The sequence below is a fragment of the Salipaludibacillus agaradhaerens genome, assembly GCF_002019735.1.
Lineage (GTDB): Bacteria > Bacillota > Bacilli > Bacillales > Salisediminibacteriaceae > Salipaludibacillus > Salipaludibacillus agaradhaerens.
This window is the reverse complement of the sequence record NZ_KV917378.1, coordinates 350,973-364,124: the sequence shown is the minus strand read 5'-3', so window position 1 is coordinate 364,124 and position 13,152 is coordinate 350,973. Positions and strand designations below refer to the sequence as shown.

Sequence of the window (13,152 nt, the reverse complement as noted above, 5' to 3'; positions counted from 1 at the left end):
GGTGTTTTTATGCTCGAAGATTTATTTATGTGGTTCATCTTTTTTTGGTCGGTTCTTGTGTTTGTGTTTGTTGCAATTGGCGGTTATTTTATGTTTCGTAAATTCCTTAAAAAAATGCCTAAAGAAGACGGAAAATCCATATTGGACTGGCAAGAGTATTATATTAATAAAACACTTCATTTGTGGTCTGACGAGCAAAAAAAATTTCTCAATGAGTTAGTTGAGCCTGTACCTGAATTATTTAGAGACGTGGCAAAAGGGAAAATTGCTGGTAAAATCGGTGAGTTAGCCTTAGAAAATGAGGCAAGAGAAATAAGTGAGGAATTAATTATTAAAGGGTATATTTTAGCCACGCCGAAAAGAGATCATAAATTTCTACGCAAAAAACTTAAAGAAAAAAATATTGATGCAACCCCTTATGAAAGATATTTTCTCCAATCACCTTAAATGAAGTTCATAATCTAAAAGACCCCGGCATTTTCTGCCGGGGTCTATGTTTGGACTGTCAATTCCGTTTGGTTAGTGTGGTTACGTGCCTGAAGTTGTCTTTCCATATCTTTAAATTTAGCATACATGGCGATTCGCCAAGGTACTATCATTCCAAAAGCTAGAATAAAAAACATTCCGGCCAGTACTTCATACTCAAAATAAATGCCAAAAATTAATTTGAAAATAAGTCTAACAGCTAAAAGGCCAAACAAAATAAATGGGAACGCTTTTGAACGCTTCATAAAAATATCATTACCGCGAATCTCAAACGCCGATGTTTTAATTAAGATGATAGAAAATAACATGCCGACAGTAAGCGCTTCTCCCACTTCAAATAAGGTAATTTCTCTTACTGGTGGATAAAGAAACATCATAAATCCCGTGGACATAGCAATAGGTGGAATAAGTATTTTCTTAACAGACGCAGGCTTTTGCATCGCTTTCATTCTAACAAAAAAAGCAAAGAGTGCCATACAAACAGCCAATATTGAAAACAAAACTGGATACATAGAATGACTCCCCTCTCCTACTGAACCAGCACTAATTATATCACACTTCATTTCTTTTTAATGCGGTTACATACAAAAAACACAGATGGCTTGTTTATTCCTAATATGGTAATTGATATATGAATCAGCGTTAATATTGGCTATCTTATGTATTTGCAAGTCATTATAGCTTATCTCCAACTGAAGTGGTCGGTCGAGTGAATCAGGACTTTAGTGTCAGTTAGCTCGCCTAAATTGATTTAGTTCTCCCCTCTATTTTGAGCAGAGAGTTTTACAGACGCTTATCTGTGATGAAAAAAGAAGTATAACCTTTACCCAATGAGTATTAGGATATACTTCCCATTATAACTAACTTATTGAACTAGTATCCATTATGATGTGTTCACCTTTATAATAACTATATTACTTAACACATTTTGAACTGTGACAAAAAATATCTAATAGGATCTTTTAAACAACGTCATACCCTTGTTCTTCAATCTCATTTTTTAAAGTCGCAACACTCACATTGCTTTCATCAAAAGACACTGTTACAGAATTATCGCTTAAACTAACCTCTGCATGTGTTACACCATTAACCTTGTTTAGCGCACCTTCCACAGCTTCTTTACAATGGTTGCATGACATACCTTCAATCGTTATTTTTTCTGTTTTCATTTTACTCACTCCTCAAAATAAATGATTAAGATTTGGTAAATTGCTGAATCACTTTCATAAGCTCGTCTATTGTTTCATCACCATCACCATGTCTAACAGCGTTCGTCACACACCCACGTGTATGGTCTTCTAATAAATTGTAGCCTACCTTTTTTAACGCCGCATTTACAGCAGATACTTGTACGAGAATATCAACACAGTAACGGTCTTCTTCAATCATTTTCTGAATGCCTCTCACTTGACCCTCAATACGCTTTAAACGTTGGTTAAGCTGTTTTTTGTCTTCATCAGACCGCATTTTTACAGGCGTGTTTTCCTGTTTAAGAGGTATTGTTAATTTCTCATCCATTATTGTCACCTCTATCGTTTAATAATTATACCATACCCCTGTTAAGTATTTGTGTCAACTGAATTCATTTAATCGTTAAACCAGTGCCACCTTACGCTTATAAAAAGATTTTTGCCATTTTTATATTATCCCCACTACGCTTTTAGTATTTCCTCACTTACAACCCTATTCGCAGTTCAAGATTTGCTATTGTTTTTTATTTTTCTAGTGGTACATTCACATTAAAATCTTGTACACTCATCCCTTCTGCATATTGAGGCCGTCTTCATGAGTGAGTCCCATTTTATCAGCACCTTGTTGAAGAAGGTACATTTTCTCATATAATCCCTTTTTAGCAAGAAGTTCGTCGTGCGTCCCTTCTTCCGCAATTTGACCTTCATGAAGGACAATAATGTGGTCAGCATGTTTAATCGTTGATAATCGATGAGCGATAGCAATCGTTGTTCTATCTTTGCTCATGTTAGTAAGGGCTTGTTGAATAACTGCTTCTGTTTCTGTATCCACGCTTGAGGTCGCTTCATCTAAAATAAGAATTTTAGGTGTTCGGGCCATCGTCCTCGCAAATGATATTAATTGTCTTTGACCGCTTGACAATGTTCCGCCTCTTTCTCCTACCGGTGTAGAATAACCTTGTGTAAGTGTTGAAATAAACGTATGCGCATTAACGAATTTTGCAGCAGATTCTACCTCATTATCCGTCATTTTTTTATCGAACAAACGAATGTTAGACGCAACATCACCGACAAATAAAAAAAGATCTTGTAATACAAGGCCAACCGATTTTCTCAATTCCTCATTTCTATAGTGGTCGATTAATGAGCCATCAATATAAATTTCCCCTGCTGATCGGTCATAAAATCGCATAAGTAGATTAATGATTGAGCTTTTCCCACTTCCTGTATGGCCTACTAAAGCTAGCGTCTCTCCTTCACGTACACGGAAACTAATATCATTAAGCACATTTTTAGTGCCGTCATACGAAAACGTCACGTTCCTAAATTCAATATCTCCTTTGAGAATTTTAGGATCTTTATTTCCGGCTTGTTGAGGGCCACGTTCATCATAATCCATCAGCTTGAACACCCGGCCTGCTGAAATCATAGCTTGTTGAAAAACAGAAAGCCGTTGCATTATTTGGTTCACTGGTTCAAAAAAGCGATCGAGATAATTAACAAATGCATAGAGGACCCCAATTTCCACCGGACTTGTTAGTGAGGTCATGCCAAAATAACTCAAAACAATAACAAGAGCACAAATGGCCAGTACGTCGACAGCTGGACGTAATAATAACCCATCTAGCTTAATACTCTTAAACCACGCCCGATGATGTCGATGGTTAATTTCTTCAAACTCCTTTCTCATTCGACGTTCTTGCCGGAACAATTGAATAATTGTCATTCCTTGAATTGATTCGTTTAAACGTGCGTTTAATTCGCTCAATTTTTCGCTCATTTCAGTATAATATGTCGTACTAAACTTCTTATATAGCACCATAATGACCACGATTAAGGGCAGCAAAACAAGACAAAAAAGAGCAAGTTGTACATTTAAATAAAACATCGCAGCAAATACCCCAATAAGAAACATGATATTTTGCAGAAAATTAGCCATCACGCTAACATATAATTCTTTTACTTGCTCTGTATCATTGGTGATGCGTGAAACAAGGCCTCCAGCTGGAAACGTATCAAAGAATGATAGTCCTAACCTCTCTACTTTCTCAAAAATATCGATCCTTAGCTTTTCAATAATACGGAGTGCTATTTTTTGAAATAGTAACAACTGAGAATAGTTCATTAAAGCAGATAGGACATGAAGTGATATATAACCAAGCCCAAGTACCATTAGTGACTGGAGTGGAAAAAAACGTGGTGTGAGAAAATCGTCAATAAATATTTGTACTAATATTGGCCCAATTAGTTCTGCCGCTGTCCCACCTGCTAATAGAAAAAAAGCAACTAATAGCCACTTCCAATGGGGGTGCGCGTAGTTGAGAAGACGTTTAAATGTCTCGCGTTGTGGCAAAGGAGCGACTAGTAGTTTATGTCGATCATTCATACATTTCACCTCCCTTTTCCACTAATGATTCTAGTTGCTGTAGATTATACATGGTGTAGTACCAATTACCTTCCGCCATAAGCTTGGCATGGTCTCCATGTTCAATTATTGACCCTTCTTCCATGACAATGATCTGTTCAGCATGTTTAATAGCACTCAATCTATGTGCCGTAATAACGGTTGTTTTTTCATTACGCAATTCTCGTAAATGGCTTAAAATCGTCTCCTCTGTCTCTGCATCAACAGCTGATAATGCGTCATCAAGAACGAGAACTTCTGGATCCATTAATAATGCCCGCGCTATAGATAAACGTTGTTTCTGCCCACCTGAAAGCGTGACCCCTCGTTCACCTACCAGCGTCTCATATCCATTTTCTAATGCTAAAATGTCATCATGTACGGATGCTAATTTTGCTACCTCAATAATCTCTTGATAGGAGGCGTCCGGTTTTCCAAAACTTATATTGTCAGCAATTGATGCAGAAAATAAAAAGTGATCTTGCGGGACATAGACCACTGTTTTACGAATAGCTTCAAGGGTATACATGTCTATCGGTTTATTTGCAAACGCAATAGTACCACCTGTTACTTGAAAATCTCTCATAAGTGAAGAAACAAGTGTCGTTTTTCCACTTCCTGTTTTCCCTGCTATCCCTAATGTTTCTCCGCGTTTAATATGTAAACTAATATCTTTTAAGACCGGCTTTTGCTGACCTTCCTCATAAGAAAAATAATCAATCTGAAAAGTAATATCTCCAGTTGGTGGTACAGAATCAGCCCCCTTCTTATCATCAATATTACTTTTGACGGCTAATAGTGCTTTCACTCTGTCGTATGAAGCTCTTCCACGTTCCACGATATTAAATAACCAGCCAAAAGCTAGCATTGGCCAAATAAGCAAACCAAGATAGACAGTAAAACTAGTAAGCTGTCCAATTGTAATGTCATTATTTACAACAAAAACAGCGCCAAATGAAATGGACAAGAAATAAGAGACACCTATAATCAATGATGAAGTGGGGTCAAATAATGCATCCACTTTAGCAACAGCCATATTTTTTTCTACTACATTCGCCGTTTCTTTTTTAAAAGCTTCTGTATCTTCTTTTTCGTAACCAAGCGTTTTAATGACTCTTATTCCTGCCATACTTTCTTGGACTTTGTCATTTAGAGAAGAAAACGCCGCTTGTGCTTTAAGAAAGCGTTTGTGAAGCAAAGAACCATAACGACTTGTAGCTAAAGCCATGAACGGCATAGGAAGCAAAGCGATTAGCGTAAGTTTCCAGCTGATCGTTGCTGCCATCGTGATAATCACGAAGCCCCCCATGGTTATCGAATCCACTAATGTAAGGACACCGGTGCCAGCTGTTTGTTCGACGGCTCTAATATCATTCGTAGCATGGGCCATGAGGTCTCCCGTTCTTCTCTGGCGAAAGAATGATGACGACATGTTAGAAAAATGGCTATAGAGACGGTAACGTAACAACCTAGCAAGCTTTATCGCCGATCCAAAAATTAGAATTCGCCATAGATAACGGAAAGCATAAATAATAGCAGCAAGAACCACTAACAAAAGCATCCATCGTGTTAAAATGTCTTGTGTCAACGTCCCTGCTGAAATATGGTCGACTATAACACCAACTACATAAGGGGGAATAAGGGATAGCAGAGATACAACCGCTAATACGATGATGCCAGCCCCATAACGCCACTTTTCTTGTTTGAAATACCACATTAAATCTATGAATACACGCACGGATAGCCTCACTCTCCTCGATAATGATCGATAACCTAGGGTGGATCCATACCCATCATATCTATCACAACTTATTTTTTCATATCATGATACCAAGACACTCATATTAGTTAGGTTTACGCCTTACTTTCAACTATGCGTGATGAAATACAACACATGAGTATCACGGTGTTTGGATAATGTTTGAGAAAATGAAATGATCATTTCACAGGCAATTATTTAGCAACTTTTCCTAGCAAGCGTCCCTCAAAACTTCTCTTGAATAACTCCCCGTGTAAAAAGTGCCTTTTACTATCACTTCTATAAATTATACAGCCACTTAATGATGTTTAAAACTGTCTATTTAGTACAAAACAAACTTTAATAGTCATATTAAAAAGCACCCCTATAAAAAGGAGTGCTGCTGTTATTTTTTATCTGTCTGACCTTGCATCGCTTTCATCATTTGGTTAATTTTCTTTTGCGATGGATTCTGTCCCATTTGCATCATCATCACTCGAAGCATTTTTTCGTTGATTGGCGGATTTTTCTTCATATAATTCATCATGTACTGTCTAGCGATAAAGAATCCAAGCGCGATTCCTGCTAACAGAGCGATGACACCGATTAAAATATTTACCCACATCGGCGTTGACCCTCCTTCTCTAATCTGCTGAATTGTCGACTAAAAACGTCATAATGTTTGAACCCTATTTATTATACATGAAAGGCTTTCATATTTAAAGAGAAGTTGGGAGATTAACTCATTTTTGTACAATATCCAAAGCTCTTAACGGCCTCAACCAGCCATACTCATTGTTCTTATAGTTCAACGCTAAAAAATAGTGTTGGTAATGGCGAAGAATTTCAAAAAAGGACGTCTCAGCATCTAAATTGCCATCTGCCTCTAACAAAATTTTATCCTGAGTAACTGTTAAAGTTGCATTACTATGTTCTCTTTTAAAATTAATGCGATGATTATTTCCTATGTTACTGTAATCTTTATTGTGAAAAAGAGTATGATAAATAACTTGATTAATTTGCTTCTCTGGAATTGTTCTTGTAATGTAGTTAATTTGCGATCGCGTGATTGTTTTTAATAGCCCTGTAGCGAGGCGATTTTCTTTAAATAGCTGAAATAATTTCTTTTCCATCCCCCGATACATGAGAGCCACATCTTCTCTCATTAAAACTATTTCATACTTTCGCATACACTCACCTCTCTTATAATTACGCGCTAATTGCTTGACTTTCATTATAAAAGACATTTACTCAAATATTTGTCACAATGTGTGATGCTTATTGACTTGTTTTGTCTAAATGTTTGTCTTTTTATATATTATTCATCTTATAATCATTTATTCATTGCTTTCCTAACCTATTAGCTAGTCGTAATCATAGAGAGTGATGGCAATCATCCATCAGTAGCCCATTCCGTGGGTGGACTGCCGGACATAGGCTACTGAATTAAATACAATAAAAACTCATCAAAAAATATAACTGACATTTACTATCTTTCTTTATCATTTATTAAACATCATATTAAACTAACTAGCTTGTAACTAAAAAAATTACGCCAAAGAAATCCTCTGACGTAATTTTTGTCTATTATTTTTCTAAGAGTTGTTTAAAACGAGTCACCACATTTTCAACAGTAAAGCCATATTCTTGAAGAATGCGGTCTCCTGGTGCAGAGGCTCCGAACTTGTCAATTCCAAGAACCGATCCTTCATCACCAGTATATCTTTCCCAACCAAGAGTAGTCGCCATTTCAATACCTAGACGGCGTTTCAGATGAGATGGCAATACAGATTCTTTATACTCAGCTGATTGTTTTTCGAAGCGATCCCAGCTTGGCATACTGACGACAGAGACAAAGATCCCTTCTTTTTCAAGAGCTTGTTGGGCCTCTACAGCTAACGCTACTTCTGAACCACTAGCCAGTAACAGTCCATTTGCATCGCCATTCGCTTCAGATACAACATATGCACCCTTTTTAACACCCTCATACGCTTTTTCTTTCGTTGATGGCAATGTAGGCAAACCTTGTCTTGTTAAGACAAGTGCTGTAGGTTCATCTGTACTCTCAAGTGCAGCTTTCCAAGCGGCAGCCACTTCATTTCCATCTGCTGGACGGATAATTGATATGCCAGGCATCGCTCTTAAAGCTGCTAGCTGTTCTACCGGCTCATGTGTAGGGCCATCTTCTCCGACAGCAATACTATCATGTGTAAAGACATATGTGACCGGTACCTTCATAATAGAAGATAGACGTAAAGCTGGGCGTAAGTAATCCGAGAATACGAAGAATGTAGCGACATACGGCCTAATTCCACCGTGAAGTGCCATCCCATTGGCCGCAGCCGCCATAGCAAACTCACGTACACCAAACCACACATTTCGGCCACTATAGTTATCTCGACTAAAATCTTCTTCCCCATTTAGCATTGTTTTATTTGAAGAAGCCAAGTCTGCTGATCCACCAAATAAGCTAGGAACCTGTTGAGCAATGGCGTTTAAGACTTCTCCTCCTGAAGCTCTTGTAGCAGGCTTATCTCCTTCTTCATAGACAGGAATAGCCTTATCCCAGTTAGCAGGAAGCTCTCCTTTAATCGCTGTTTCCAACTCTTCACCAAGCTCTGGATAAGCTTTTTTGTATTCTGCAAAGAGATCGTGCCACTTTTCTTCTTCTGCTTGTCCTTTTTCTGCAAGTTGCTTATAATGCTCCCTTACTTCATCTGGTACGTAAAAGTCTTCTTCGAACGTCCATTTATAGGCTTCTTTCGTCATTTTTACTTCATCTCCGCCTAGTGGTGCGCCGTGAGATGCTGATTTACCACCTTTATTAGGTGAACCGTATCCAATGACGGTCTTTACTTCGATTAATGTTGGACGCTCATCTGCTTTAGCTGATTCAATCGCTGCCGAAATCTCATTCAAGTCATTTCCATCTTCCACACGAATCACTTGCCAGCCGTATGCTTTAAAGCGATCTTCCACATTTTCAGAGAATGACTGGTGCAACTCACCATCAAGGGAGATATCATTGGAATCATAAAGAACAACGAGTTTTCCAAGTTTTAAATGACCAGCGAGTGAGGCTGCTTCCGCCGACACACCTTCCATTAAATCCCCGTCTCCGCAGATACTATATGTATAGTGGTCAACGACATTGTAGTGATCGCGATTGTAAGTAGCAGCAAGTTTTCTTTCTGCCATAGCAAACCCAACCGCCATAGCCACACCTTGTCCAAGAGGTCCTGTTGTTGCCTCTACTCCTGGGGTATCTCCTACTTCAGGATGCCCTGGTGTACGGCTTCCCCATTGCCTGAAATTTTTCAAGTCATCGATTGTCACATCATAACCATGAAGATGAAGCAGACTATAAAGCAACATTGAGCCGTGCCCTGCTGACAAAACAAATCGGTCTCGGTTAAACCAATCTGGATTTGTGGGATTATGCTGCATAAATTGTGAGAACAGCTTGTAAGCCATAGGTGCAGCCCCCATCGGCATTCCCGGGTGGCCTGATTGTGCTTTCTCAACACCGTCTATCGATAGTGTTCTTATCGTTGCAATTGATAAGTGGTCAATATTAGTACCCATGAAAAAATCAGCCTCTTTTCTGTTAATATAATGGTCACTTTTTCTCATACATATCATATACTTTCTGGAGAGGTTAGACAACCGTTTTCAATAGATAAAAGTGACTTCTTAAGCAAAGTGTCTTAAAATAGCCACGTTTTAACAGCGCTTTCAATACAAAAGATCCCTCACCGGATTTTCCGATGGGGTAGGTCGTTTGAATATAGCGTCACCCATAGAATATTTAATGTAAGGGCCCATTACTTCCTTTTTTTCTTTTCTCCTCTTTTAATTTTTCAGGTGTCACGTCATTTCCTTTTTTATCTACTACTTTCACAGACGTTAACTGGTTTTTAAATGATTGGCGTACATTACCTAAATACTCCTGACGAAGGTCCTTCTGTTCCTGCTGCTCTTTAAGCGTTAAACCGTCACTTTTCGCCTTCCGTGCAAGCTCATTGATACGTTGTATTTTTTCTTTACTAAGCATTCTCATTCCTCCAAAGTCGTAAGTGTTTCATTTATCTTATTAAACTATAGAGGATGTTTCAACTCATATTCATTATGAATGTTTTCTCTGAGCCTCGTATTCCTTATAACGACGGTGTGCGGTCGCTTTCGAAATGTCGTAACCGAATCCTCTAAGCATAGCTGCTACTTCATGAAATGTCAGACCAGTTTCTCTCAGTCGAACAATCTCTTCAATTGGCACGTTTTTTCGCTTTCTTCCCGCAGCGGCATGGCCTAAATGTGTCAAATTATTTTGAGGCGCATAGCCGGCTTCGACAGCCTTTTTCATACCTCTTTTAATTTTTGCGTTATGTAATTTGCGTTGATATTCTTCCACAACAGACACGATGTCTAAAATCATCGAGTCTGTTTCTGACAAGCTTAATTCACCTTCATCTTTAATTGAATAAATCGGTACCTTCATTTTTTTAAATTGATGAATAAGTGCCATTTTGGTATTCCCTCTCCCAAGCCGTGTTTCATCTTGAATGAGAAGAATATCAGCCGCTCCTTCTTTAAAGATCTCCAATACAGTGAGAATACCATCTCGTTCCGCTTCATAGCCGCTCGCCCGTTCTTCAACAATATCTTTAATGTCAATTCCCCACGCTTTCGCTGCCATCTTTAGCTCATCTACTTGTCTCATAAGAGAAGTTGTCTGTGCTTCCTTATTAGTACTTACTCTTGCGTATATAATTCCTTTCACTCTGAGGCAACACCTTTCATTTCCACCGGGATCGCGAGGCTTTGTCCTGGATATATCGCTTCATTGTCTAATGCATTTTCATTTTTTATCCATACTAATGCTTCTTCAATCGTCATCTCCATCTCTTCCGCTGCGGAACTAGCAATCATCCATAATGACTCTCCTTCTGATACAGTCCATTTAGATGTCATAAAAAATTGCTCCTCACGTCCCTGTACGTCATCGTCTTCCGTAAAATATGTCCATGAGAATAAAAGAGCAGATAACATTAAAATAGCAACAGATCCGTCCACATATTTCTTAAAGAATCGATAGTATGTCATAACTCTCACCTCGAATAAGAATGTTTGTTCCCTTATCATAAACGGAACGAATGTTCGTGTCAAGAAAAAAAGAGAACGTTCGTTTGCGCAACTTGTGTTCTCATGGTATAATATCCCTGTGTTATCGAAAGGTCAGGTTATGTATATGCACACGAATCCGATATTAGTACAAGCTTAAATATATATAAAGAGGTGTTTTACATGTCAAAATTATCTCCACGTCAGCAAGCGATCCTCGAATTCATTAGAGCAGAAGTAAAAGATAAAGGATACCCACCTTCTGTGCGAGAAATTGGGGAGGCCGTTGGACTTGCCTCCAGTTCTACTGTGCATGGGCATCTCTCACGGCTTGAGAAAAAAGGGTATATTCGACGTGATCCGACTAAACCCCGTGCCATTGAAGTGATCGGCTTAGAAGATAATACTGGGTCAGTCTCAAAAACCCTCTCCGTTCATATTCCTGTTATCGGGAAAGTCACAGCCGGTCAGCCGATTACCGCCATTGAAAATGTTGAAGAATATTTACCGATGCCTGCGAGCTTTGTTCAAGATGAACATTCTTTCATTTTGGAGATATCAGGAGACTCTATGATAGAAGCTGGGATTTTTGACGGTGATTATGTGGTAGTTAGGCAGCAAAGCTATGCGAATAACGGTGATATTGTCGTCGCCATGACTGAGGAAGAGGAAGCCACTGTAAAACGTTTCTTCAAGGAAGAAAACCATATTCGTTTGCAGCCCGAAAATGCTACTCTTGATCCTATTATTCTTAACAATGTGCATATTTTAGGAAAAGTTATCGGTGTATTTCGTACACTGCACTAATTCATACACGGGCTATGCTCGTGTTTCTTTTTTATGGGAAAAGAACAAATGTTCTTGTTTTTGTCTCCTCCATTTTGTATTCTAGTGCTTAAGGAGGAATTACATCATGAAAAAAGTCATTTTTTTAGTTGATATGCAATCTTTTTTTGCGTCTGTAGAAAAGGCGAAATATTATCATCATTTAAATCAGCCTCTCGTCGTCTCCGGGGATCCAGAAAGGCGTTCTGGCGTTATTTTAGCAGCCTGCCCCCTTGCTAAGCAGGCAGGAATTAAAAACGGTGAACGACTATGGGAAGCACGAGAAAAATGCCCTAATCTCATCTCTGTCCCTCCTCATATGCAAGAATATATTGATAATTCCCTAGCTATTACAGATATCCTTAAAAGTATAACGGATCTTGTAGAACCATATAGCATCGATGAACAATTCATGGATGTGACCTATTCTCAAAAACTCTTTGGTACCCCTGAAGATATCGCTCGCCATATTCAACATGAGATTTATTTAAAGCTACGAGTCTTTGCTAGAGTCGGGATTGGTGAAAATAAAGTGTTGGCAAAAATGGCATGTGACACTTTTTCTAAACATAAACCGAACGGCATTTTTCATTTAAAAAAAGACGAGATCGAAAACGTTCTATGGCCCCTGCCAATCGAAAAACTCTTTCGTGCGGGCAGTAAGATGGTTCGTCATTTACAGCGTCGTGCCATCCGTACAATCGGTGACTTAGCGCTTACAGACGTAGCTAAAATAAAAAAAGAGTGGGGAATTCATGGTCAAGTTCTTTGGATGAATGCTCATGGTATTGACTATTCTCCAGTCTCTCTGTCGACTACTGACGGACAAAAAGGGATCGGTAACGGGATGACCCTCCCTCGTGATTATCACGAGATAACAGATATTAAAGTTGTATTGTTAGAACTTTGTGAAGAAGTATGTCGCCGAGCGAGGCACGCTCACGTCATGGGACAGACTATAACTCTTGGAGTGACTGGTTCTTCCTATCACATCAAAACAGGATTTCATCGGCAAATCACGATCCCTGACCCTACAAATATTACATTAGAAACATATCGTTTCGCCTGTGAACTTTTTGAAACCTTTTGGGATGGGCAACCCATTAGACGTTTGCATGTGTCACTTACAAACTTAGTCAGTGACGACTCTATACAACTAAGCTTATTTAAAGAAAAACGACCTGACCAGATAAAATTAGGTTATGAGACAGATAAGATCCTCACTAAATATGGTAAAACGTCCCTCGTACGCGCCTCCTCTTTATTGGCCTCTAGTCAGGCTAAGGACAGAGCAGCTAAAATAGGCGGACATTATAAATGAGTCACTTCTCATACTAAAAAAATGTATAAGACCTTTTTTATATGGAAAAATATCACTGTGTTACCAC

General features: G+C 38.7%; 14 protein-coding genes. 3 read left to right on the top strand and 11 right to left on the bottom strand.

What is annotated here, in order from left to right; genetic code table 11:
- Positions 1-9 precede the first annotated feature (9 nt).
- Entirely contained in the window at positions 10-447 is a 438-nt protein-coding gene (locus BK581_RS01755; protein WP_078576539.1) for a DUF2621 domain-containing protein, read from the top strand.
- Positions 448-491: 44 nt separating this feature from the next.
- Here the strand turns inward: BK581_RS01755 and BK581_RS01750 are convergent, their stop codons facing one another.
- The 11 genes from BK581_RS01750 to yneA all read right to left on the bottom strand — a co-directional run bounded on the left by BK581_RS01750 (position 492) and on the right by yneA (position 10,921).
- Positions 492-998 carry a CcdC family protein gene (locus BK581_RS01750; RefSeq protein WP_078576538.1) on the bottom strand — a complete coding sequence of 169 codons (507 nt, stop codon included), beginning with the start codon at positions 996-998 and terminating at the stop codon, positions 492-494.
- Between the two features lie 450 nt (positions 999-1,448).
- Complete coding sequence (copZ, locus tag BK581_RS01745) at positions 1,449-1,655, bottom strand: copper chaperone CopZ (protein WP_078576537.1); 207 nt, start codon at positions 1,653-1,655, stop codon at positions 1,449-1,451.
- A 25-nt stretch (positions 1,656-1,680) separates the two neighbouring features.
- Positions 1,681-2,004, bottom strand: coding sequence for a metal-sensitive transcriptional regulator (locus BK581_RS01740; RefSeq protein WP_078576536.1), 324 nt, complete (start codon positions 2,002-2,004; stop codon positions 1,681-1,683).
- A gap of 237 nt (positions 2,005-2,241) precedes the next feature.
- Entirely contained in the window at positions 2,242-4,062 is a 1,821-nt protein-coding gene (locus BK581_RS01735; RefSeq protein WP_078576535.1) for an ABC transporter ATP-binding protein, read from the bottom strand.
- On the bottom strand, positions 4,055-5,818 hold the full coding sequence (locus tag BK581_RS01730; RefSeq protein ID WP_078576534.1) for an ABC transporter transmembrane domain-containing protein: 1,764 nt from the start codon (positions 5,816-5,818) through the stop codon (positions 4,055-4,057). The genes BK581_RS01735 and BK581_RS01730 overlap by 8 nt, the downstream gene beginning before the upstream one ends.
- A gap of 406 nt (positions 5,819-6,224) precedes the next feature.
- Positions 6,225-6,443 (bottom strand): YneF family protein, encoded by a 219-nt coding sequence (locus BK581_RS01725; RefSeq protein WP_078576533.1) that lies wholly within the window; start codon positions 6,441-6,443, stop codon positions 6,225-6,227.
- A 118-nt stretch (positions 6,444-6,561) separates the two neighbouring features.
- Positions 6,562-7,008, bottom strand: a complete 447-nt coding sequence (gene sirA / locus BK581_RS01720; RefSeq protein ID WP_169837480.1) for a sporulation inhibitor of replication protein SirA — start codon at positions 7,006-7,008, stop codon at positions 6,562-6,564.
- Between the two features lie 397 nt (positions 7,009-7,405).
- Positions 7,406-9,403, bottom strand: a complete 1,998-nt coding sequence (tkt, locus tag BK581_RS01715) for a transketolase (RefSeq protein ID WP_078576531.1) — start codon at positions 9,401-9,403, stop codon at positions 7,406-7,408.
- Positions 9,404-9,626: 223 nt separating this feature from the next.
- Positions 9,627-9,872: a DUF896 domain-containing protein gene (locus BK581_RS01710; RefSeq protein WP_078576530.1), complete on the bottom strand. Its 246-nt coding sequence runs from the start codon at positions 9,870-9,872 to the stop codon at positions 9,627-9,629.
- A gap of 72 nt (positions 9,873-9,944) precedes the next feature.
- A complete protein-coding gene (locus BK581_RS01705) occupies positions 9,945-10,598 on the bottom strand; it encodes a YneB family resolvase-like protein (RefSeq protein ID WP_078576529.1) in 654 nt (217 codons plus the stop codon).
- Positions 10,595-10,921 carry a cell division suppressor protein YneA gene (yneA, locus tag BK581_RS01700; RefSeq protein ID WP_169837478.1) on the bottom strand — a complete coding sequence of 109 codons (327 nt, stop codon included), beginning with the start codon at positions 10,919-10,921 and terminating at the stop codon, positions 10,595-10,597. Before yneA ends, BK581_RS01705 begins: the two co-directional genes overlap by 4 nt.
- 201 nt (positions 10,922-11,122) lie before the next feature.
- On the opposite strand from yneA, the gene lexA reads away from it, so the two are divergent.
- Both lexA and BK581_RS01690 read left to right on the top strand, forming a co-directional pair.
- On the top strand, positions 11,123-11,746 hold the full coding sequence (gene lexA / locus BK581_RS01695) for a transcriptional repressor LexA (protein ID WP_078576526.1): 624 nt from the start codon (positions 11,123-11,125) through the stop codon (positions 11,744-11,746).
- Between the two features lie 103 nt (positions 11,747-11,849).
- A complete protein-coding gene (locus BK581_RS01690; RefSeq protein ID WP_078576525.1) occupies positions 11,850-13,085 on the top strand; it encodes a DNA polymerase IV in 1,236 nt (411 codons plus the stop codon).
- The last annotated feature ends 67 nt before the right edge of the window (positions 13,086-13,152 follow it).